The sequence below is a fragment of the Luteococcus sp. Sow4_B9 genome, from assembly GCF_052116585.1.
Lineage (GTDB): Bacteria > Actinomycetota > Actinomycetes > Propionibacteriales > Propionibacteriaceae > Luteococcus.
Map to the genome: position 1 here is coordinate 1 of NZ_JBQKKT010000002.1, position 21,179 is coordinate 21,179.

Annotated in this window: 20 protein-coding genes; 12 read left to right on the forward strand and 8 right to left on the reverse strand. The window is 68.7% G+C overall.

Annotated features, from left to right (window positions below; translation table 11 throughout):
- Positions 1 to 28: 28 nt before the first annotated feature.
- From ACTQ49_RS01350 to coaA, 3 genes are all read right to left on the reverse strand, one after another.
- Positions 29 to 388, reverse strand: coding sequence for a hypothetical protein (locus tag ACTQ49_RS01350; protein ID WP_441826050.1), 360 nt, complete (start codon positions 386 to 388; stop codon positions 29 to 31).
- Between the two features lie 396 nt (positions 389 to 784).
- Positions 785 to 1,693 (reverse strand): M15 family metallopeptidase, encoded by a 909-nt coding sequence (locus tag ACTQ49_RS01355; RefSeq protein ID WP_441826051.1) that lies wholly within the window; start codon positions 1,691 to 1,693, stop codon positions 785 to 787.
- A 437-nt stretch (positions 1,694 to 2,130) separates the two neighbouring features.
- Positions 2,131 to 3,105 (reverse strand): type I pantothenate kinase, encoded by a 975-nt coding sequence (gene coaA / locus ACTQ49_RS01360; protein WP_441826052.1) that lies wholly within the window; start codon positions 3,103 to 3,105, stop codon positions 2,131 to 2,133.
- A gap of 144 nt (positions 3,106 to 3,249) precedes the next feature.
- On the opposite strand from coaA, the gene glmS reads away from it, so the two are divergent.
- The 4 genes from glmS (at position 3,250) to ACTQ49_RS01380 (ending at position 7,498) form a co-directional block, all read left to right on the forward strand.
- Positions 3,250 to 5,097 carry a glutamine--fructose-6-phosphate transaminase (isomerizing) gene (gene glmS / locus ACTQ49_RS01365; RefSeq protein WP_441826053.1) on the forward strand — a complete coding sequence of 616 codons (1,848 nt, stop codon included), beginning with the start codon at positions 3,250 to 3,252 and terminating at the stop codon, positions 5,095 to 5,097.
- A gap of 146 nt (positions 5,098 to 5,243) precedes the next feature.
- A complete protein-coding gene (locus tag ACTQ49_RS01370) occupies positions 5,244 to 5,720 on the forward strand; it encodes a tetratricopeptide repeat protein (protein WP_441826054.1) in 477 nt (158 codons plus the stop codon).
- Positions 5,721 to 5,729: 9 nt separating this feature from the next.
- The gene (locus ACTQ49_RS01375; protein WP_441826055.1) at positions 5,730 to 6,086 is read left to right on the forward strand and encodes a holo-ACP synthase; all 357 of its coding nucleotides are present in this window, start codon (positions 5,730 to 5,732) and stop codon (positions 6,084 to 6,086) included.
- Complete coding sequence (locus ACTQ49_RS01380) at positions 6,083 to 7,498, forward strand: NAD(P)H-hydrate epimerase (RefSeq protein WP_441826056.1); 1,416 nt, start codon at positions 6,083 to 6,085, stop codon at positions 7,496 to 7,498. Before ACTQ49_RS01375 ends, ACTQ49_RS01380 begins: the two co-directional genes overlap by 4 nt.
- Positions 7,499 to 7,588: 90 nt before the next feature.
- On the opposite strand, the gene ACTQ49_RS01385 is transcribed toward ACTQ49_RS01380, so the two are convergent.
- Positions 7,589 to 8,734 carry a glycosyltransferase family 4 protein gene (locus tag ACTQ49_RS01385; RefSeq protein WP_441826057.1) on the reverse strand — a complete coding sequence of 382 codons (1,146 nt, stop codon included), beginning with the start codon at positions 8,732 to 8,734 and terminating at the stop codon, positions 7,589 to 7,591.
- A 541-nt stretch (positions 8,735 to 9,275) separates the two neighbouring features.
- Between ACTQ49_RS01385 and ACTQ49_RS01390 the strand changes: the two genes are divergently transcribed.
- Genes ACTQ49_RS01390 through tsaD form a run of 5 tightly spaced genes read left to right on the forward strand, consistent with a single transcriptional unit; the run spans position 9,276 to position 14,836 of the window.
- A complete protein-coding gene (locus ACTQ49_RS01390) occupies positions 9,276 to 11,651 on the forward strand; it encodes a DEAD/DEAH box helicase (RefSeq protein ID WP_441826058.1) in 2,376 nt (791 codons plus the stop codon).
- Positions 11,652 to 11,695: 44 nt separating this feature from the next.
- Positions 11,696 to 12,628, forward strand: coding sequence for a tRNA (adenosine(37)-N6)-threonylcarbamoyltransferase complex ATPase subunit type 1 TsaE (gene tsaE, locus ACTQ49_RS01395; protein WP_441826059.1), 933 nt, complete (start codon positions 11,696 to 11,698; stop codon positions 12,626 to 12,628).
- Entirely contained in the window at positions 12,625 to 13,314 is a 690-nt protein-coding gene (tsaB, locus tag ACTQ49_RS01400; RefSeq protein WP_441826272.1) for a tRNA (adenosine(37)-N6)-threonylcarbamoyltransferase complex dimerization subunit type 1 TsaB, read from the forward strand. Before tsaE ends, tsaB begins: the two co-directional genes overlap by 4 nt.
- Positions 13,311 to 13,793 carry a GNAT family N-acetyltransferase gene (locus ACTQ49_RS01405; protein WP_441826060.1) on the forward strand — a complete coding sequence of 161 codons (483 nt, stop codon included), beginning with the start codon at positions 13,311 to 13,313 and terminating at the stop codon, positions 13,791 to 13,793. Before tsaB ends, ACTQ49_RS01405 begins: the two co-directional genes overlap by 4 nt.
- Positions 13,793 to 14,836, forward strand: a complete 1,044-nt coding sequence (gene tsaD, locus ACTQ49_RS01410; protein WP_441826061.1) for a tRNA (adenosine(37)-N6)-threonylcarbamoyltransferase complex transferase subunit TsaD — start codon at positions 13,793 to 13,795, stop codon at positions 14,834 to 14,836. The genes ACTQ49_RS01405 and tsaD overlap by 1 nt, the downstream gene beginning before the upstream one ends.
- Positions 14,837 to 14,954: 118 nt before the next feature.
- Here tsaD and ACTQ49_RS01415 read toward each other — a convergent pair whose 3' ends face one another.
- The 3 genes from ACTQ49_RS01415 to ACTQ49_RS01425 are packed head-to-tail and all read right to left on the reverse strand — an operon-like array spanning position 14,955 to position 16,708.
- Positions 14,955 to 15,626, reverse strand: a complete 672-nt coding sequence (locus tag ACTQ49_RS01415) for a hypothetical protein (RefSeq protein WP_441826062.1) — start codon at positions 15,624 to 15,626, stop codon at positions 14,955 to 14,957.
- Positions 15,627 to 15,651: 25 nt separating this feature from the next.
- The gene (locus ACTQ49_RS01420; protein ID WP_441826063.1) at positions 15,652 to 16,368 is read right to left on the reverse strand and encodes a hypothetical protein; all 717 of its coding nucleotides are present in this window, start codon (positions 16,366 to 16,368) and stop codon (positions 15,652 to 15,654) included.
- A gap of 1 nt (position 16,369) precedes the next feature.
- Positions 16,370 to 16,708 carry a PadR family transcriptional regulator gene (locus ACTQ49_RS01425; protein ID WP_441826064.1) on the reverse strand — a complete coding sequence of 113 codons (339 nt, stop codon included), beginning with the start codon at positions 16,706 to 16,708 and terminating at the stop codon, positions 16,370 to 16,372.
- Positions 16,709 to 16,845: 137 nt separating this feature from the next.
- Between ACTQ49_RS01425 and ACTQ49_RS01430 the strand changes: the two genes are divergently transcribed.
- Positions 16,846 to 18,015, forward strand: a complete 1,170-nt coding sequence (locus tag ACTQ49_RS01430; protein WP_441826065.1) for a sensor histidine kinase — start codon at positions 16,846 to 16,848, stop codon at positions 18,013 to 18,015.
- Positions 18,016 to 18,201: 186 nt separating this feature from the next.
- On the opposite strand, the gene ACTQ49_RS01435 is transcribed toward ACTQ49_RS01430, so the two are convergent.
- Entirely contained in the window at positions 18,202 to 18,996 is a 795-nt protein-coding gene (locus ACTQ49_RS01435; protein ID WP_441826066.1) for a CAMP factor family pore-forming toxin, read from the reverse strand.
- Between the two features lie 369 nt (positions 18,997 to 19,365).
- Between ACTQ49_RS01435 and ACTQ49_RS01440 the strand changes: the two genes are divergently transcribed.
- A complete protein-coding gene (locus tag ACTQ49_RS01440; protein WP_441826067.1) occupies positions 19,366 to 19,854 on the forward strand; it encodes an NUDIX hydrolase in 489 nt (162 codons plus the stop codon).
- Positions 19,851 to 21,131 carry a class I SAM-dependent methyltransferase gene (locus ACTQ49_RS01445; RefSeq protein ID WP_441826068.1) on the forward strand — a complete coding sequence of 427 codons (1,281 nt, stop codon included), beginning with the start codon at positions 19,851 to 19,853 and terminating at the stop codon, positions 21,129 to 21,131. Before ACTQ49_RS01440 ends, ACTQ49_RS01445 begins: the two co-directional genes overlap by 4 nt.
- Positions 21,132 to 21,179: the final 48 nt, after the last annotated feature.

Here is a 21,179-nt window from a genome sequence, read left to right on the forward strand (position 1 = left end):
ACCAGGCCCGGTGACAACACCCCCCGGATCATTGGTGAGACAGGGGCACTGAGTCATGCCGGGCCCGGCGACCGTGACCCCTCCCTACGGGGTCACCAGCAAGGTAACGGGTGGATCCCTCGTCCGCGGCAAAGAGCTTGACCAATGTGCCGTTGGTGCGGACCACTTCAAGCCAGTGACTCTGGTCCGCCAACATGGTGCGGCGGTTCACCAAGGGATTGCCCTGCTGCATGATGGTGACGGACATGGGGTTCTGCTTCCCGACACAACCCTGCAGCAGCGTGGTGTAGGCCGTCGTGAACTTGGCGGCCTCATCCTCGGTGCCGAAGCGAAGGGCCTGACCAACCGCGCGTCGCTCGTCCTGGTCCTTGTAGTCGGAGGCAAGCACATGCTGGGGGGGTCGGCAACTCGATGCTGGCCGTGCAGCCCTGCATCACGAGTCCGGAGATCACCTGCTCGGGCTCGCGGGCATGGACCCAGGAGCCGTTGGGTTGATACGTTCCCTCGTCGCCCTCGCCAGGAACGGCTTTCCACCGCCCCAGCTCGGCGGCAAAGACGCTGTGGTCCAGATCGCCCGCAGTGGTCGCTGCGGGTGTCCTCGGAGCCTGCGGGGGAGATGCCTGGGCCTGGGTCTCGGGTGCCTCGGCGGGGGTGGTCGCGGCGGAGGCGGCACTGGCCCCTGTGCTGGGGTCGCTCGTCGAGGAATTCTGCTCCCCACTGCCGCACCCGGTGAGCAGGGCCAACAGGAGGAGCGTCGTGGTCGGGATGCTGGTCCGTCGCATTCTCATCGCACCTGGAAGTGTTGCCAGTCGAAGCCGCTCAGCCACTTGAAGCCATTGGCCTGGAAGGACTTGGTCATCGCGGAGTCGGAGAAGAGCATGCCGGGGCGACGATTGCTGCGGTCGACATAGGTTCGGCCATTGACCGGGTACCAGTAGCCATTCGGCTTGCGGTACGGATTCTCCCGCGGGTTGACGTCGACCGAACGGCCGTAGGTGTGGGGACTGGTGACATAGGGGTTGCCGTTGACCTGACGGCAGAAGAAGGCCGACGTGTTGTCAGCCGACATTGAGTTGTCGTCATTGCCGTAGGGGCTCGGGTCCTTCATCACGCGCATGGGGAAGTGTGCGACGAAGGCGGCGGTGAAGACATTGCGGAATCTGCTGACGTCGGTACTGCGCACGATCAGGTGCCCGGTGTGGATGCGTCCGTCGAAGCCGAAGTGGTTCATGGAGATCCGGGTGAGTTGTGAGGGTCCCACCGGGCAGCCGGCTCGGTAGGTGACCGGCACCATCGCGGCGGTCACGGAGCTGGTGCCGATGTCGATTCGGGCTGCCTTGTATTCGCGGAAGGTGCTCGAGAACCACGCACTGGGGTTGCTGTTGTAGTTGCTCTCCACCTTCCAGGTGCGGCCTATGATCCGTCCATTGTCATGGTTCAGGTGGGCGGTGAACCTGCCATCGGCGGTGGTGGTGACGGGGTGGGTGTAGGACCAGCGGGAGCGGCGCTCCTTGGGGAACCACGCCCAGACGGCCAGGCGGACTGTCCGGCCCGACATGCCGGTGGTCACCCGGCCCTGGATGCGAGTGCCCTTCACGGTGGACGCCGTGTAGTTGCTGGCGCTCATCCGGATGGCCGGGGCAGAGACCGCGATCGCGGGGGTGGTGGCGCTTACTCCGTTGGGGGCGGTCACCGAGGCGGGTTCAGGGCAATGCTGCCCGTGGCGGCAGCGGCCCGCATCTCGGCATCGGGACTCGGGGAGCTGCTGGGTGTTGAGCTGGGTGCGTCCTGCACAGCGCTGCCGGTGGCGTCAGGGGTCGTGGGGGAAGCGGCTTCGCTGGGCGTCGCCGGTGCGACGGGACTGTCCTGCGCATCCGGCGTCGGAGTCGTGCTGGGGCTCTGGGAGGCGACAGGGGAGGGGGACGACGTCGGTGTGGCCGAAGCGCTCGGTGTTGGGGGTGCACTCGGTGTTGGGGCTGCCTGCGCGCCCAGAGGGACGGTGAGGCCTACTGCGAGGGCGGCTGCGAGGTCGGTGGCAGCGGCGCGAACATGCATGTCTGGGCTCCTGTCCCGGGAACTAGTGCGCTGATCACAGCTGTCGGGGGTGCCAGCAACAGGGACCCGGTCGAGTCAGATCTTTCGGATCCGCACCCCGCGCACCTCGTGGTTGGGCCCCTTGCGGAGGATCACCGTCGCGCGGGGGCGGGTGGGGGCGACGTTCATCACCAGGTTGGGGCCGTTGATCTCGTCCCAGACCTGGTTGGCGAAGGCGATCGCCTCGTCGTCGGACATGGTGGCGTAACGGGCGAAGAAGCTGCGCGGATCGCTGAAGGCCGTCTCGCGCAGGGTGAGGAAGCGTTCGACGTACCAGTGGCGGATGTCCGCCTCGTCGGCGTCCACGTAGACGCTGAAGTCGAAGAAGTCGCTCAGGGCCAGCCCGGTGGTGCCATTGCTGCGGGCGCGAGCGGGCTGCAGCACGTTGAGGCCCTCGACGATGAGGATGTCCGGCCGGTCCACCACTTCCACATCGTCGGTGATGTCATAGGTCATGTGGGAGTAGACCGGTGCCTCCACCTTGGGGGCGCCGGACTTCACGTCGACGACGAAACGCAGCAGGGCCTTGCGGTCATAGCTTTCGGGGAAGCCCTTGCGGTCCAGGATCTCGCGGCGTTCCAGCTCGGCATTGGGGTAGAGGAAGCCGTCGGTGGTGATCAGCTGCACCTTGGGGCGGCCGGGGGAGCGGCTGAGCAGCTCGCGCAGCAGGCGGGCCGTGGTCGACTTGCCGACGGCCACCGAGCCGGCCACGCCGATCACGAAGGGCGTGCGACGCACATCGAGCCCCAGGAAGGCATTGGAGGCGCGGTAGAGGTGGCCCGTGTGGCGCATGTGCAGGTGGATGAGCTGCGTGAGGGGCACATAGACCGCACTCACCTCGTCCTGGTCGGTCGGGTCACCCAGACCGCGCAAGCGGTTCAGCGTCTGCTCGTCCAGATCGATGTCGGTGTTGTCGGCCAGGTCTGCCCAGGCGGCGCGATCCAGCTCGACATAGGGCCCGGACGGGTCGGTGGTCGAGTCCCGACGTGCCGTCGACGAGAAATCAGTCATCATTCGCCCTGCGTTCGGTGCAGGGCCTCCTCCGCACGCTAGATTCACACGTGTTCGGGTCCGTGTCCACCATGGATGGCTTTCTGGCGATCCGCTGAGCGCGCTGATTCGCGAATCGCTCACGTCATTTGTACACTTCTTGCCATGTGTGGAATTGTGGGTTATATCGGGCCGCGTAGCGCCCAGACCGTCGTCGTTGAAGGGCTTCGCAGGCTCGAGTACCGTGGCTACGACTCGGCCGGCATCGCCGTCGAGTCGAATGGCGTGATCTCGGCTCGCAAGAAGTCGGGCAAGATCACCAATCTGGATGCCGAGATTGCGGGCAACCCGCTGCCGGAGAGCAATCACGGCATCGGACACACCCGCTGGGCCACCCACGGTGGGCCCACCGACCAGAATGCGCACCCGCACGTGAGTCAGTCCGGCCGCGTCGCCCTGGTGCACAACGGCATCATCGAGAACTTCGCCGAGCTGCGCGCCGAGCTGGAAGGCCAGGGCGTCCAGTTCAAGAGCGAGACCGACACCGAGGCCGCCGCCCAGCTCCTGGGCAAGCTCGTCGACGAGGGCACCCCCCTCACCGAGGCCATGCACCAGGTGGCCAACCGTCTCCAGGGCGCGTTCACCCTGGTGGCCATCGACGCCAACGACCCCGACCGTGTTGTCGCCGCCCGTCACGACAGCCCCCTGGTGGTCGGCGTCGGTGAGGGCGAGAACTTCCTCGGCTCCGACGTGGCCGCCTTCCTGGAGTTCACCCGTGACGCCATCGAGCTGGGCCAGGACCAGGTGGTGGAGATCACCCGCGACGAGGTGAAGATCACGAACTTCGACGGCACCGAGGCCACGGCCGTCAAGCCCTACCACATCGACTGGGACATCGCCGCCGCCGAGAAGGGTGGCTACGACTGGTTCATGCGCAAGGAGATCTACGAGCAGCCGCAGGCCGTCGCCGACACCCTGCTGGGCCGCTATGACGCCGACGGACAGCTGACCCTGGACGAGGTGCGCATCTCGCCGGAGGAGCTGCGCCGCGTCAACAAGATCATCATCGTCGCCTGCGGCACCGCCTACCACGCGGGCATGGTGGCCAAGTACGCCATCGAGCACTGGACCCGCATCCCCTGCGAGGTCGACATCGCCAGCGAGTTCCGCTACCGCGACCCGATCATCGACCCCAACACCCTGGTGGTCACCATCAGCCAGTCCGGTGAGACTGCCGACACCCTGATGGCCATCCGTCACGCCCGTGAGCAGCACGCCAAGGTGATCGCGATCTGCAACACCAATGGCGCCACCATCCCGCGCGAGTCCGACGCCGTGATCTACACCCACGCCGGTCCCGAGCGTGGCGTCGCCTCCACCAAGGGCTACCTGACCCAGGTTGTCGCCTGCTACCTCCTGGGCCTCTACCTGGCCCAGGTGCGCGGCATGAAGTACGGCGACGAGATCAAGGCCATCACCGACGAGCTGGCCACCATGCCCGAGAAGATCCAGGCGATGCTGGACAATGACCAGCAGGTCCTGGACCTGGCCGCGCGCCTGAAGGACCAGCCGTCCTTCCTCTTCCTTGGCCGTCACGTCGGCTACCCGTCGGCGCTGGAGGGTGCGCTCAAGCTCAAGGAGATCGCCTACAAGCACGCCGAGGGCTTCCCCGCTGGCGAGCTGAAGCACGGTTCCATCGCCCTGGTCGAGCAGGACATCCCGATCTTCATCGCCGTCCCGCCGCGTGGCCGTGACCAGCTGCACGACAAGGTTGTCTCCAACATCCAGGAGGTGCGCGCCCGTGGCGCCCGCACCATCGTCCTGGTGGAGGAGGGTGACGACTCCGTCGTGCCCTACGCCGACCTGATCATCCGGCACGCCAAGACCTCGACCCTCCTGCAGCCGCTGCTCAGCATCATCCCGCTGCAGCTGTTCGCCTGCGAGGTGGCCACCCTGCTGGGCCACGACGTGGACCAGCCGCGCAACCTGGCCAAGTCGGTCACCGTCGAGTGACCTGAACCGATCCACCGCAACTGCCCTTTCCGGATTCCGGGGAGGGCAGTTGCGGTGTGTGCCCCCTCGGGTGGGGACAGGGTGCCGATCCTCCTGACGGCAGCACGGGCGTTTGCCGGGGGTGCGCGGACGGATATCGTCGTCCTGTGACTGATCAACCAAGCTTCGACGGAGGGCCCGGCTGGGTGGTGGATGCCACCACACTGCGGCCACGCATCGTCGATCCGGGCGGCTTCGCGGCCGATCGTGCGGGGGATGCGATGCTGCCCGTGCTGCAGTGCCTGTGGGGTGGCGATCCGGCGAGTGCCCGAGTGCTCCTGACCGACCTGCCCAGCGGCTACCAGCGCGACGTGCTCCTGGCCGAGGCGAACTCGCGTCTGGGCCAGCACGACGAGGCGGTCACCGGTCTGCGACTGCTTCGCACGAGTGCGCGCGATGCCGGCCGACGAGCCCATCTGGAAGAACAGCTGGGCCGGGCCCTGTTGTCCGCGGGTCGCCCAGCCGAGGCGTTGGGGCACTTCTCGGATGCCCTGGCCACGCGGCTGGCGACGGGTGCCTCGGCACGGAGCGTCCAAGCCCTGCGCCATGGGCTTGACCTGGCACGGGCCCGTGCCAGGCAGTGAGGTGATCTGGTGGCCGTGATCGGAATCGGCACCGACCTGTGCAGCATCGATCGATGGCAGGCCATGTGTGAGCGGCGTCCAGCGGTGGTGGAGCGCATCCTGACCCCCGCCGAGCGAGACCTGTCCCCGTCATCGCAGGCCGCTCGCTGGGCGGCCAAGGAGGCGCTCGCCAAGGCCCTCGGGGCGCCGGCCGGGATGGCCTGGAGCGATTGCGAGATCGTCCGCGACGAGCTGGGCGCCCCGCACTTCGAGCTCCAGGGAACCGTCCAGGCCCGCGCCGACGAACTGGGCATCACCCACATCCATCTCTCCATTTCCCACGATGGTGGCATGGCCACCGCACTAGTCGTCTGCGAGGCACGATGATTCCCGTCCACAAGGCACAACAGATCCGCGACGCCGAGGCCGCCTTCATGGCGCAGAATCCGGACGTCGATCTGATGCAGCTGGCCGCCGAGGGCGTCGCCGAGTGCGCCTTGCGCATGCTGGGCGATCCCGAGGGTTCCAGGCGCTATGTGCTGGTGGCCGTCGGCCCCGGCAACAATGGCGGCGACGGACTCTTCGCCGCGGCTCGGCTGGCTGAGGCGGGTTGTCAGGTCTCGCTGTGGCTGACCGCTGGCACAGCGCACGAGGCCGGACTGGCCGCGGCGACCCGAGCCGGGTGCCAGGTGGTGGAGTGCATCAGTGCCGCCGCCCACCTGGCAGAGGTGGACCTGCTCATCGACGCCGTGCTGGGCATCGGCGGACGGCCGGGCCTGGAACCCGCCGTCGCCACCTTCGCCGCCGAGGCCAGCATGCTCGAGGTGGACGTGCTGAGCGTTGACATCCCGTCGGGAGTGGATCCGGACAGCGCCGTACTGCCGGAGGACTGCTTCCGGGCCACTCGCACGATCACCTTCGCGGCCCGCAAGCCCTGCCACGTGCTCAAGCCTGCCGCGTCGGCCAGCGGTGTGGTGGAGGTCTTCGACCTGGGTCTGGAATTGCCGCGTCCGGCGCTGCGTCAGGCGCAGGTGGGCGACATCGCGCGGCGCTGGCCCCTGCCGGGCCCCACCAGCGACAAGTACTCCCGGGGTGTCATCGGCATCGACACTGGGTCGGCGCGCTACCCGGGTGCCGCGGTGCTGGGCACGATCGGCGCGCTGCATGCCGGGGCGGGCATGATTCGCTTCGTCGGTCCGGAGGTGGCTGCCAATCTGATCCGCACCACCTTGCCGAGCGTGACGCATGGTGAGGGCGCCGTGCAGGCCTGGTTGCTGGGTTCTGGCTGGGGCCAGACCGAGGCCAATCGCGAGCGTCTTGCTGCCCGGCTGGCGGCGGGCAAGGTGCCGGCCGTGATCGACGCTGACGCGCTGGTGATGCTGCCCGACACCCTGCCTGCGAACTGTCTGTTGACCCCGCATGCCGGCGAGCTGTCCCGCATGCTCGGCGTGGAGCGCTCCATCGTCGAGGCCGATCCGTTGCGACACGGCAGGATGGCGGCGGAGCGCTGGGACTCGGTGGTGCTGCTGAAGGGCGCCACCCAGTACGTTGTCACCCCCGACGGGCAGATGACGCTCGCCGTCCCCGGCCCCTACTGGAGTGCCCAGGCCGGATCCGGGGACGTGCTGGCCGGGATCTGCGCCACCCTGCTGGCCAGTGGCCTCTCGGCTGCCGATGCGGCGCTGCTGGGGGCCTCGGTGCAGGCGATGGCCGCCCAGCGTCGCCGGGGGCCCTTCCCGCCCGACGTGATCGCGCGTGAGGTGGCCACCATCGTCGGCGAGTTCGACTTCATCGCCTGATCCAGACCAATGACTGGGCCGGTCCCCTGAGGGGACCGGCCCAGTTACGTCACGTGGTGGCCTGCTGTCAGCGGGCGTCTGGAGGACCGATCAGAGCAGCGAGCTGGTCAGGCGGGGGAGGGTGACGCCCATCCGGATGGCCTCCCGGTAGTGGTCGACGAGTTCCTCGCAGATGTGGGACCAGGTGCGGAACTCGACGGACTCGCGAGCGGAGCGGCCGAAGGCCTCCCGCTTGTAGTCATCTCCCACCAGGTCCATCACGTAGCCGCGCAGCTGGTCGAGTCGGCCGGGCTCGTAGAGCCAACCGGTGTGTGAGGGCGCAACCAGGTCGATGGGGCCGCCGCGACGCGGGGCGATGACCGGCAGGCCGCTCGCCTTGGCCTCCTGGAGCGTCTGGCCGAAGGTCTCCAGCTCACCGGTGTGCACGAACAGGTCGAAGCTGGCCAGCAGGCGCGGAAGCTCGTCACCAGTGCGCATGCCGAGGAAGATTGCATTCGGAAGGTTGTCCTCCAGCTCGGCGCGGCTGGGGCCGTCACCGATGATGACCAGCTTGATGCCGGGGATGTCGGCGATGGCCGCCAGGTCACCCACGCGCTTCTCGGCCGCCAGGCGACCCATGTAACCGACGACCCGCTCACCATTGGGGGCCCAGCTGCGGTGCAGCTCCTCGTCCCGCTTGGCCGGGTGGAAGCGCACGGAGTCGACACCGCGAGCCCAGATGCCCACCCGCGGGATGCCCTGCTCCAGCAACTGGTTGCGGGCATAGGTGCTGGGTGCGAAGTTCAGCGTCGCCAGCTCGTGGGCCTGACGCAGTCGGTACCACAGGAGCGGCTCCAGGGCCGGAAAGCCGTATTGGGCGGCATAGGTGGCGATCTCCGTCTGGTAGATGCCGACGCTTGGGATGTTCAGGCGGGCCGCGCTCAGGGCGGCCTTGTAGCCGATGGCGAAGGGGGCGGCCAGGTGCACCACGTCGGGACGGAAATCGGCCAGCGCACGCTCGATCATGAAGCGCGGGGCGGTGTTGACCCGGACATCGCTGTAGCCGGGCAGACCCACGGAGGCGAGTGTGACCACCGGGAATCCCTCGTACTGCTTGGGCACACGCCCGGCATCATTGGGGGCGAGGACCATCGCCTCGTGGCCGGTGGCCCGCAGGTGCTCCAGCATGCGCAGCACGGAGTTGGTGACCCCATTGACCTGGGGAAGGAATGACTCGGTCGCAATCGCTACTCGCACATTTCGATGGTAACCACCTGCCCAGCGGGGCTCGTGCACGTTGGCACGCCAGGGGGATGAAGCTTGCGTGACTTTTGATCGGACTTCCCGTCACCCTGAGTTCACGTGTTCGGCCCGCGTTCCGACGCACGTACCAGAACCGACCCGCTGCGGTTCTTGCTCCTGAGAACGGGCTGATCCGAACAAATTGGGTTGTGGGAGCCCGGCTGGTAGAGTTTCCACAGTTGTGGGTGATTCGTGCCCGGGAGTCCACACCCGGGGCGGTAGTCCCCCCAGCGCAGTAGAGCGGATCAGTTGCAGCTTGGATGAGGCGACCAATTCGCCCCCAGCGCCTGATGCCTGATGGCCTCGAGTGCCATGTTCCGTCGCCCATCAATCTGCGTGCAAGTTGTGAAAGTGCATGTTGGTGCGCCGCGGTTCCTTGTGTCGAACACGTGTCCAGTAACCGATGTCGACGAACACGGAGTCGTTCCCGGCCCGTGACGAACCAGCCACGACGGCTGCCCCGACGGGCGCACTGCGCCCAGAAGTGAGTACCACCATGCCCCGTCCCACCCCGCATGGCCGCAAGGCCGCCAAGACCCCCGGATTCAAGCCCGCCAAGAAGGGCCCGAAGAACTTCAAGGCCGACGGAACTCCCAAGAACCGCTGGAGCGCGGACAAGCGAGCTGCCCTGGGCCACGCGCCGCGCAGCAAGTGGGAGAACCGTGATGACCGCGCTCCCCGTGGTGAGCGCGAGGAGCGCGGCTACCGTTCCAATGAGCGCGAGGACCGCGGATTCCGTGGCGACCGTCCGGAGCGCGGCTACCGTGGCGACCGTCAGGAGCGCGGCTACCGTTCCAATGACCGCGAGGAGCGCGGATTCCGCCCCGAACGTCGTGAGGACTTCCGCTCCAATGCCCCCCGCACGGCCGACTCGAAGGGTCGCAACTTCGAACGCTTCGACCCGCGTTCCGTGGAGCCCCGCGCCGAGGATCGCGGCGACCGTCGTGAGGGTGGCTTCGGGGGGCGCGCTCCCCGTCAGATGGACCGCGGCCAGTTCGACGGCGGCAGCCGCGGAGGCCGCCAGGACCGTTTCGAGCGTGGTGATCGTCGGGACTTCAGCCGTGGCGATCGTCGTGAGGGCGATCGTTTTGAGCGTGGCGATCGTCGTGAGGGCGATCGTTTCGAACGCGGCCCGCGCAAGGACTACCGCCCCGCCCGCAAGTTCGACTCCGCGCCGCGCCCCAAGTGGGAGCCGCGCGTGGACCGTCAGCCCTGGGAGCGTCCCGAGCGGCCGCAGCGCGATGAGCGTCCGGCCCGCGGTCATGGCAAGGATGACCGGATGCCGGCCGATGAGCGCACTTGGCGTGACGAGCGTCCGGCGCGCAATGAGCGTTCGTCCTTCACCCGGGATGACCGTCCGTCCCGCGGTGAGCACCGCTCCTTCGACCGTCGCGAGAACCGTTCCTTCGACCGTCGCGAGGACCGCCCGGCCAACGAGAACCTGGACCAGATGAGCTGGGAGGCCACCGACCTCGGCGAGGTCGACGACTCCGCAGTGGTGGAGACCGAGGGCTTCGCCGCCCTGGGCGTGCCGAAGAAGCTCGTCGCTGCACTGGACAAGCAGGGCATCACTAGCCCCTTCCCGATCCAGACCGCCACCATCCCCGACGCGATCGCCGGGCGCGACGTGCTGGGCCGCGGCCAGACCGGCTCGGGCAAGACCCTGGGCTTCGGCCTGCCGATGCTGACCCGGATCTCCCAGGCCGAGTCCACCGGTGGCGCCCCGCGCGGCCTGGTGCTCGTCCCCACCCGTGAGCTGGCCCTGCAGTGCGCGGACGTGCTCGCCCCGCTGGCCAAGACCCTGCGCCTGGACCTGACGCTGATCGCCGGCGGCATGGGCTACGGCCCGCAGCTGCGCGCCTTCGACCGTGGCGTCGACATCGTCGTCGCCACCCCCGGCCGCCTGATCGACCTGCTGGAGCAGGGTGCCGTGGACCTCTCGCAGGTCCTGGTCACCGTCCTCGACGAGGCCGACCACATGGCGGACCTGGGCTTCATGCCCGCCGTCACCACCCTGATGGACACCGTGCCGGCCGACGGCCAGCGCCTGCTCTTCTCCGCGACCCTCGACGGCGCCGTGGACAAGATCGTCAAGAAGTACCTCCATGACCCGATCACCCACGAGGTGGACTCGGACCGCGCGTCGGTGACCACCATGGAGCACGTGCTGCTGCACGTCCCGCCGCACGAGAAGAACGCCATCACCGCGGAGATCGCCAACCGCGAGGGCCGTTCCGTGATCTTCTGCCGTACCCAGATGGGCACCAACCGCGTCGCGGAGCAGCTGCGCGCCGCCGGCGTGATGGCCGGTGCGCTGCACGGTGGTCTGACCCAGGGCGCCCGCACTCGCATTCTCGCTGCCTTCAAGGAGGGCACCGTCCCGGTCCTGGTGGCCACCGACGTTGCGGCCCGTGGCATCCACGTCGACGACGTGACCCTGGTGCTCGAGGTGGACCCGCCGATGAACCACAAGGACTACCTGCACCGCGCCGGACGCACCGCCCGTGCCGGGACCAAGGGTGTCGTGGCCTCCATCTGCCTGCCCCACCAGCGCCGCAGCATGCTGCGCCTGTTGGGTGCCGCCGGTGTGAAGGCCGAGCAGCTCAGCACCCACCCCGGTGAGGAGGCCCTGGCCGAGAAGACCGGCGCCCGCCCCGTGACGGCAGCCCCGATCGAGGATGCCGAGTACGAGCGCATCATCGCTCCGAAGCGTGGCGGCGGTCGTGGCCCGCGCCAGGGTGGTGGCCGCGGTGGCTTCGGCGGTGGCCGTGGTGGCTACCGTGGCCAGGGTGGCGGTGGCCGTCGCTTCGGCGGTGACCGCGATCGAGGTGGCCGCGGCGGCAATGGCGAGGGATGGCGCCGCGATCGCTGAACGGCGATCGAGGACCGCTGTGCACGCGCGTAGAGTTGGACGACGTGAACAATCCTGACCAGGTGAGCCTGCGCATCGCCGAGCGTTGCGACGCACCCCAGATGCTGCAGGTCATCCACGAGGCATTCGGCGCCCGGCCGGCGGTGGACCCGCCGGCCGCGGCCCTGTCCGACACCGTGGCCGACATCGAGGCCCGGCTGGCCGCTGCCCCCGGCGTGATCGCGGAGGTGGACGGCCGGATGGTCGGCTGCCTCCTGACCAGCAGCGACGGCGAGGTCGGCGGCCTGCACCGGGTCAGCGTGCTGCCCGGCGAGCGCACCCACGGCGTGGCCGCCCAGATGGTGCGTGGCGCCGGTGAGGTGCTCGTCGAGCTGGGTGCTCGACGGGCGGAACTCCTGTGCCGCAAGGAATTCCCGGAGACGCTGCAGTGGTGGACCAACCACGGCTTCCGGGTGCTGCGCGACGCTCCCCTGGGGCACGTGATGGGCATCGATCTGCCAGCCCTGGTGGACGTGCCCACCGGTGAGCAGATGCAGGAACTGGGCAGGCGACTGGCCGGGATCCTGCGCGCCGGGGACGTCGTCGTCGCCTCCGGAGACCTGGGCGCCGGCAAGACCACCCTGACGCAGGGGATCGGCGCCGGCCTGGACGTCGACGGGCCGGTCATCTCGCCCACCTTCGTGCTCAGCCGGGTGCACCACAACCGTGGCGACGGCCCGGACCTGGTGCACGTCGACGCCTACCGGCTGGGTTCGGAGGCGGAACTGTTCGACCTGGACCTGGACCAGACCCTGCCCGAGGCGGTGACGCTGGTGGAGTGGGGCGCGGGCCTGGCCGAGGGACTGTCCAACTCGGTGCTGCAGATCGACATCCGACGCAGCGTCGACCCCGACGACGAGACCCGCACCGTCTACCTGCAGGGCACCGGCGAGCGCTGGCACGGCGTCGACCTGCACACCCTGGGAGAGGAACTCTGATGGCCTGGACCCTTGCGCTGGACACCTCCACCGACATCTGCCTGGCACTGGCCAAGGACGGGCAGGCGGTGGCCTCCCGGCTGATCGCCGACCGTCGCGGACACGCTGAGAAGCTGATGCCCGCCGTCGTCGAGCTGTGCACCGAGGCGGGGATCACCGTCGCCGACGTCACCGAGGTGGCCGTCGGTCTGGGGCCCGGTCCCTTCACCGGCCTGCGGGTGGGAATCGTGACTGCGCACACCATCGCGTCGCTGGCCGGCACCACGATGCACGGCGTGTGCAGTCTGGACGTCGTGGCCCGTCAGTGGGTGGACGCAGCGGACGCACCCCACGGTGACTTCGTGATCGCCTCCGACGCGCGACGCAAGGAGCTCTACTGGGCTCGCTATGACCGCACGGGCAGCCGCATCGACGGACCGCACGTCAGTGCCCCCACCGAGCTTCCCGAGGGCCTGCCGATCGCCGGCCCGGGTCACACTGCCTTCCCCGAACTCTTCATCGCTGGTGGCCCCGAGCAGTTCGACGCGTCCGTGCTGGCCACGCGCTGGGCCGAGCTGCCCGACGCCGGCCGCGACGCGATGTACCTGCGCAAGCCGGATGCCGTCGCGCCGACCACCCGCAAGTCCACCCTGCTCAGCAGCAGCGGCAAGCGCCTGACGCTCAAGCCGCTGCAGGCCGACGCATGATCTTCGGGGCGGCCCGGGAGGCCGATGTCGACGCGATCATGGAGCTGGAGTGCGGCGCCTTCCACCCCTGGGAGCGGTGGGGGCGGCAGTCCTGGCTCGACGAGATGCACGCCGACGACCGGTTCGTGATCACCGCACGGGATGCCGACGACCGGGTGATGGCCGCGGCCACCTTCCAGTGCGTCGCCGATGACGCGGACCTCCACCGCATCATGGTCGCCCGCCAGCACCGTGGCGAGGGTGCCGCCAAGCACATGATGCGGGCCGGGATGGAGTGGGCCCGGGCCATCGGTGCCGAGCGGATGTTGTTGGAGGTCCGTGAGGACAACGACGCGGCGATCGCGCTGTACGAGACCTTCGACTTCGAACCGATCAGCCGTCGTGAGAACTACTACGGGCAGGGAGTGCACGCCATCCTGATGGCCGCGCCTCTTGCCGCACAGCGCCCCCAGGGGCTGAGTGATGATGGGTTGGACTGATGAGTGAACCGCTGATCCTGGGCATCGAGAGCTCCTGCGACGAGACCGGCGTCGGAATCGTCCGGGGCAATGAGCTGTTGGCCAATGAGGTGGCCAGCTCGGTGGAGCAGCACGTGCGCTTCGGTGGCGTGGTGCCGGAGGTGGCGTCCCGGGCACATCTGGAGGCGATGGTTCCCGCGTTGGAGCGTGCGCTGGCCGCCGCCGACGTGGACCTCTCGGAGCTGGACGGCATCGCCGTGACCGCCGGTCCCGGGCTGATGGGTGCCCTGGTGGTGGGTCTGGCCTCCGCGAAGGCACTGGCCGCGTACACCAACAAGCCGCTCTACGGACTGAACCACCTGGCTGGCCACGTCGCCGTCGACCTGCTGGACCACGGTCCGCTGCCGACGCCGGCCGGCGCGCTGCTGGTCTCCGGTGGTCACACGGAGCTGCTGGTGGTCAACGACATTGCCACCGACATCGTCCAGGTGGGCGGCACCATCGACGACGCCGCGGGCGAGGCCTATGACAAGGTGGCCCGCGTGCTGGGCCTGCCGTACCCCGGTGGACCCGTGATCGACAAGGCCGCCCAGCAGGGCGACCCGAAGGCGATCCGCTTCCCCCGTGGCCTGACCACGAAGAAGGACCTGGAGAAGCACCGCTTCGACTACTCCTTCAGCGGCCTCAAGACGGCCGTCTCCCGCTGGGTGGAGACCCGGGAACGCGACGGTCTCGACCTTCCGATCAATGACGTCGCAGCCAGCTTCCAGGAGGCGGTCTGCGACGTGCTGACCGCCAAGGCCGTCGACCTGTGCGAACACCACGGCCTGGAGCACTTCCTCATTGGTGGTGGCGTGGCTGCGAACTCGCGACTGCGCACCCTGCTGGAGGAGCGCATGGCGGCAGCAGGCGTCGAGCTGCGCCGCCCCCGCCCCGGGCTGTGCACGGACAATGGTGCGATGATCGCTGTCCTGGGTTCCGAGGTGGTCAAGAAGGGCGGCAAGCCGTCCAGCATGGACATCGGCGCCAACTCCGGGCTGCCGATCTCCACGATCCTGGTCTGACCCCTCGACAGGCTCGGGGAACTCACGGTGGCCGAGCCTGTCGAGGCCCCGACGGCAACGAATTCCGCGGGTGTGTATACGCATACACACCCGCGGATTTCGTTGTTTTCCGGGACTTCTAGAGGAGGACCCGCAGGATGTGCACGCCCAGGATGACGGCGGTGAAGGCCGGGTAGAACCACGCGAGCCATGGCGACGAGCGAGGCCAGCTCAGGTCCTCACCGGTGACGGGGGAGCGCGGGTGCTCCCGTCGTTCGCGCCAGGTGAGCCAGGCACCCGTGGCGAGCAGGGATCCGGCCAGCAGCCACAGGCTCCACAGGGGCACCTCGAAGACCGTGCGGTCCTGTTCCACGAGCACCCACCAGGCAGCCATGAAGACGACGACGCCGGCGACGAGGGGCCGCCACGAGGTGGTCAGGTGTGCGATCAGCTGGGTCGCCAAGCCCCACAGCGTCGCCAGCCCGGCGAGGGCGAGGGCGCCCAAGGTGATGCCGACCTGGCTCGAGAGGGTCGCGTCGCTCGGCAGGTAGATCGTGATCAAGAAGGCGCCGATGGTGACCAGGGGCGGCAGCATCCGTCGGGCGAAGTTCGTCGCGGGGACGGGTCCGGGACGCAGCTGGCGGGCGTAGGCGAGAGGATCACCGAAGGCCTCGTCGGGGTGGACCTGTGCGTCGCGGCAGTATTCCCGCACGGCCGCCAGTGCCTCGCCCACCTCGCGCCCCGAGGCACCGCGCAGCCTCAGCTCCTGGCTCAGGGTGGCCTCCCACTTCTGCAGTTCGCCGACGTCCATGGCGGATTCCTTTCGACAAGGGGGCTCAGCGGTGGGCGAGCCAGCGGAAGAAGAGCAGGGCACCCGGGCCCCACAGCGGCATCGCGGCCAGCACCCACCACCAGAAGGCGGGCACCATGCTGGGGGTCTGGCCGGTGCGGGGGTCGATCGTGCGGTCCCTCGTCCACCGCCAGGCCGCGACGGTGGCGAGCGAGAGGCACAGGAAACAGAGCGTCCAGAGGATCCAGGCAGGAGCGACGATCGCCGTCGTGGTCCAGTCGCGCAAGGCCTGGGAACCCATCTGGAAGCCCATGAAGGTCACCATGAACAGGAGGAACCCCTGCCCCTTGTGCCATTGCATCCGACGTTGGGACACGACGATGCCGAGCATCGCGACCAGCCCGAAGGGGACCAGGGCAAGGGATCCCCAGGACACGTCCACAGGCTCCCGCAGGCCGACCAGCGGCATGAAAGCCGTCATGTAGCCGCCGATGATGGCCAGGACCATGCCGCCGTAGGTCAGGGCGATGGCTCGGGGACTGCGTTGGTCGTCGGTCAGTTCGGCGGCATAGGTCACGGGGTCCCCGAAGGCGTCGACCAAGCTGTCGCCAGTTTCCTGCACGTGCGCCTCGATGGTGGCCCACGCCTCGCCCATCTGGTGCCCGGAGGCCCCGCGCAGCCGCATCTCCTCCAGGAAGACGCCTCGCCAACGCTCCACGTCTTCACCGCGGGTGTTCCAGATGATGCCCTTCTCCATGGCCATGTCAGTGTCCTTCCCTGTCGCAGATGAAGCCGTGGGTGAGGCGGCTGAACCGGTCCCACCGTTCCGCCTCGCTGGCGAGGTATGTCTCGCCTGCCAGGGTCAGGCGGAAGTACTTGCGGCCGGGGCCGCGGGAACCCATCTGCCATTTGGTCTCGACGCGTCCCGCCTCCTCCAGGCGGGCCAGCAGGGGGTAGAGGGTCCCGCCCTTCACGGTGCCCAGCCCGATCTCCTCCAGGCGCGTCGCGATGGCGTAGCCGTAGGTCGGACCTTCGGACAGGATGCGCAGCACGGAGAGCTCCAGCACTCCGCGCAGCCACTCCGTCGGCCATCCCTCGTCCATGGATTAGACAGTACGCCAATCTAGTCAGGCGCGCTACACAAATTGGCGCACTACCCAAAGATTCCGTCGAAAGTCGTACCCGCGATTCCTGCGCCCGTCCGACGCGAACCGCACCACACAAGGGCAATGATGGGGCGGTGAACACTGCACCGCTCCCCAGCCCCTGGTGGCGACGGATCCCCGGCGTCTGCTGGGCCGCCGTCATCGCCGCCCTCTATGGCCTGCTGACCCTCGGTGCGACGGGGTGGGGAGCCGGGTTTCCGGACGTCCTGGACCGTGCCTCGCTGGCGCGGCACACGCTGGCCTGTCTGGTGGTGCTGGCCGCCTTCCTGGCCCTGGTGCGCTGGCCCGTTGCGGCCTTCCTGGTGGTGGCCGTCGCCGTCTTCCAGCTGCGCTTCATGCCGGGCCTGCTGGACTTCGCCCCCAGCTCGTTGCTGATCCCGGCCGGTTACCACCTGGGTCGCCGCACCCGCACACGGACCGCCGCTGCCCTGGCGCTGCTCGCGACCATCGTCGGCGTCGCCGCGTCAGCCGTGCAGTACGGCAACCAGCTGACGGATATCGGGGTGGACCAGGCGACGCTGCCAGAGGGGATGCACTACACGGCTTCCACGGTGCTCACCTTCATCACGGGGCACGTACAGGACGTGCTGCTGCCCGTCCTGGCCGGAATCATCGTGCGTCGGCAGGTGGCGCAGGCGGAAGCCATCGAGGCCCGCGCGGCGCGGGAGCGTGCCGCCGTGATCACCGCCAAGGCAGCCCGCAAGGTCAATGCCGACGACTCGGCCACTGCAGGGGAGCTGATCGACGACGTCGTCACCGAGACCCAGGCCGCCCAGTCCAGCCTGCGGCAGATGGTCCGCGTGCTGCACGACCCGGATGACGTGGTCCCGCTGCACCCACAACCACGGCTGGGGGAGATCGACGCCTTGGTGCAGCGCGCCCGGCAGATCAACCCGGACATCGTGCTGGAGGGCGACGACCCGGACGGCATCCCCGCGTCGGACTCGACGGCACTCGCGGCAGTGCGGATCGTGCAGGAGTCTCTGACCAATGCCCACCGACACGCCCCGGGCGCCCCGGTGACCGTGCGCCTGGAACGCGACGGTGACTGGCTCGCCGTCGAGGTGGTCAATGGACGATCGTCACGCCTCGTCGACGACACCGGGCTGGGCATGCGTCAGGGCATCGAGGGCATGACCCAGCGCGCCCGACTGCTGGGAGGCTCCCTGGAGGCCGGACCACACGGGCGGGGGTGGCGCGTGGCTGCCGAGCTGCCGCTGCACCCCGTCGAGGTGGATCTGTGATCCGGACGACTCATCTGACAAGGATCTGCACCCGGCTCGGTGTGCGAGACCGGGTGCAGCTCGTCGTCTGGGCCCATCGGTGCGGACTGGCGGGGTGGCGCCGGCGGCACCGGCGGATCAGCGACGGGTCACCCGTCAGGCGCCGATCCGAACTCTCAGGGAGTTCTTGGCCCGGGCCGCGAGCCGTCAGGCCTTGAGGGCCTGGGCGTGGACCGCGTCGAGCGCGGCGATCTCGGCCTGCACCTCGGCGACGGTCGCGCCTGCGTCGAACCAGACACCCACGGCGTGGGTCAGCTGGCGGTTCACCTGGCGGTAGCCCTCGGGCTTCTTGCCCAGCAGCGTGCGGTCGCGGCTGATACGGATCTCCCAGATCTTGGTGTTGAGCACGTCCTTGACGTAGATGGTGGCGCGGTCGGTGGGCTGCAGGTCGGGGTAGGTGGAGACCCGCTCGAAGGTGGCCTGCACGTCCTGCTTGCTCTCGTTGATCATCTCGACGGTGGCGGTGGGATTGACCAGCCGGAGCACGGCGCGGGTGATGCAGAAGCCGAGCTCGATGTGTGCGGTGTCCACCTTGGTGGTGAGCTCGGTGGTGGCGCGGTGGATCGTCTGGGCGGTGAGCAGGAAGAGCTCCACGCGCGGCTTGACGATGGCCATGTCGAAGGCGGGCACGCGTCCGGCGACGATCGCCTCGATGGTGCCGCGGAGCTCGAGGGCGGTCTTGACCAGGTTGCGGATCTCGGTGCGGTAGTCGACCTTGGGCCGATCTGCCTCGGGGATGCGATCGAGGGTCTGCTGCAGGCTGGTGAGTTCGGCCAGGCGGGCGTCCACCAGGGCAAGCGACTGCTCGGCCTCCTGGAGTGCGGTGGTGGTGTTGGTCTGGCTGGCGGGTGCCGAGCTGGCCACCGGGGCCGCGACGGCTGGCAGTGCGGGCGCCAACAGGGCGGCGCCAAGGGCGGGGACGAGGAGGACGGAACGCTTCATGAATCTGCTCCTGGATGGTGTGTGGGGTGGGTGTCCGGGAGGGACGATCAGGAGATTATCCAGAATTCTTCGACGGCTGGTGGCCGCGCATTGTCGATATTCCCGTGGTGATGAATTCTATCGGGGGAGACCATCGGTCGTTCATGGTTCAACGTGATGAAAGGGCTTGTCCATGCGGTGTTTCGGGTATCCAGGAAGGCATGTCACGTGAAGGAGTGACACCAGTTCATGGGACATCCAGCCGTTCCGGAATGTCGCGAAATGACCCGGTGCGGGGGAGTTCAAGTCAACCCGGAATTCTGGTTCGTGGTGGGGGGATTCGGCCATCGTCGTCGTCCCCGCGGCGCGCCGGGAAGGTAGGCTCGGCGCATGCCCCTGACCCCCATCCTGACCACCCTTGCCTTCGTCCTCCACCCCGACGGAGAGCGGGTGCTGATGGTCCATCGCACGGCCCGGCCCGGCGACGAACAGCTCGGCAAGTACAACGGTCTGGGCGGAAAGGTCGAGCCTGACGAGGACGTCGTCGCCTGCATCCGTCGCGAACTGCGGGAGGAGGCCGCCATCGAGGCGACCGGTCTGCGGCTGCGGGGCACCGTCAGCTGGCCCGGCTTCGGCCGTCACGGCGAGGACCACTTCGGCTTCATCTTCGTCGTGGACGCCTTCACGGGAGAGGTGCCGGACATCAACGAGGAGGGGGTGCTGAGCTGGGAGCGGATCGACGGACTCGACCAGCTGCCGATGTGGGAGGGGGACCGGCACTTCCTGCCGCTGGTCTTCGACGAGTCGATCGCCCAGTTCCACGGCTGCCTCCCCTACGAGGACGGCCGCCCCACCGGGTGGAGCGTGACAACCCTGTGAGTCTCCTGCACAGCCCCGAGGGTGCTGCGGCCCTGGCTGAGGCGATGGGGGAGATGGACCCCTCGTCGCTCGCTGCGGCGACGCGCCTGCGACGCACCCACAGCCCCGAGCTTGCCGCCGAGGCGCTCGGTCAGGCGGAATTGCGACGCAGGGCCCGCACCAAGTTCGGCGAGGATGCCGGCCGACTCTTCTTCACCCACGACGCCCTCGAACAGGCCACCCGCCCCGCCGTCTCCGCCTGGCGCGCCCGGCGTCTCCGGCGGGAGGGGATCACCCGCGTCGTGGACCTCGGGTGTGGCATCGGCGCCGACGCGCGGGCCCTCCTGGCCGAGGGGATCGACGTGGTGGCCGTCGAACTGGACGAGACCACTGCCCAGCACGCCGCCGCCAATCTGGGTGCCGGAAGGCCCCTCGACAAGCTCGGGGACCTTGGGTGTTCGTCGGCCGAGCCTGTCGAGGCCCCCAGTGCCGTCGTCATCCACGGCGATGCCGTCGCCCTCGCCCCCGAGCTGCTGGCCGGGGCGGGCCCCGAGACCTGTGTCTTCATCGACCCGGCCCGGCGCACCGAAGCTGGGCGCACGTGGAAGGTGGAGTCCTTCACCCCGCCGTGGGACTTCGTCCTGTCTCTGCTCGACGGTCCGCACTCCACGGTGGTGAAACTGGGGCCCGGTGTCCCCAAGCAGCTCCTGCCCGACGGCGTGGAGGCACTCTGGGTGGCCGAGGGGCACGACGTCGTCGAGTGCTCCCTGTGGCGCACGCCCGGCGCGCGCCCGGTGCACGGCGCGGTCCTGCTGCCCCTCGACAAGTTCGGGACGCGGGAAGGTGAGGAGCCCCTCCGCGTCGACGCACGGGCCCACGAGCCGCTGCCCGTAGGGCCCGTGGGGCGTTACCTGCTGGAACCGCATGGCGCGGTCATCCGTGCCGGAGCCCTGGACCGGATCGCCCCTGACGCCTGGCTGCTGGATCCCCAGGTGGCCTACCTGTCCACGGACCATCCCGTGGACACGCCCCTGGCCACGTGCTTCGAGGTGCTGGAGAACCTCGACTACAACCCCAAGACCCTCAAGGCGTGGGTCCGGGAGCATCGTGTCGGGACCCTGGAGATCAAGAAGCGGGCCCTCGACGTCGATCCTGCAGAACTCCGCAAGAGGTTGCAGCCCAAGGGCCCCCATCAGGCGACGATCATCCTGGTCCGCACCCCGGCAGGTGCCCGCGCTCTCGTGGTGCGACGCGCGTCGGCTGGCACTCGGCTTGAAGGAGTGCCAGCGTCGGTATAACTTTGGTTCTGGCACTCGGTGATGCTGAGTGCCAACAGCCGTCGGCGG

Bases quoted from the DNA above. Each gene is read 5' to 3' on its own strand.
- coaA (WP_441826052.1), bottom strand. From the start codon at position 3,105: ATGACTGATTTCTCGTCGACGGCACGTCGGGACTCGACCACCGACCCG.
- ACTQ49_RS01420 (WP_441826063.1), bottom strand. From the start codon at position 16,368: ATGGCCATGGAGAAGGGCATCATCTGGAACACCCGCGGTGAAGACGTG.
- tsaD (WP_441826061.1), top strand. From the start codon at position 13,793: ATGAGTGAACCGCTGATCCTGGGCATCGAGAGCTCCTGCGACGAGACC.
- ACTQ49_RS01440 (WP_441826067.1), top strand. From the start codon at position 19,366: ATGCCCCTGACCCCCATCCTGACCACCCTTGCCTTCGTCCTCCACCCC.
- ACTQ49_RS01405 (WP_441826060.1), top strand. From the start codon at position 13,311: ATGATCTTCGGGGCGGCCCGGGAGGCCGATGTCGACGCGATCATGGAG.
- glmS (WP_441826053.1), top strand. From the start codon at position 3,250: ATGTGTGGAATTGTGGGTTATATCGGGCCGCGTAGCGCCCAGACCGTC.
- ACTQ49_RS01415 (WP_441826062.1), bottom strand. From the start codon at position 15,626: ATGGACGTCGGCGAACTGCAGAAGTGGGAGGCCACCCTGAGCCAGGAG.
- ACTQ49_RS01425 (WP_441826064.1), bottom strand. From the start codon at position 16,708: ATGGACGAGGGATGGCCGACGGAGTGGCTGCGCGGAGTGCTGGAGCTC.
- ACTQ49_RS01390 (WP_441826058.1), top strand. From the start codon at position 9,276: ATGCCCCGTCCCACCCCGCATGGCCGCAAGGCCGCCAAGACCCCCGGA.
- ACTQ49_RS01380 (WP_441826056.1), top strand. From the start codon at position 6,083: ATGATTCCCGTCCACAAGGCACAACAGATCCGCGACGCCGAGGCCGCC.
- ACTQ49_RS01435 (WP_441826066.1), bottom strand. From the start codon at position 18,996: ATGAAGCGTTCCGTCCTCCTCGTCCCCGCCCTTGGCGCCGCCCTGTTG.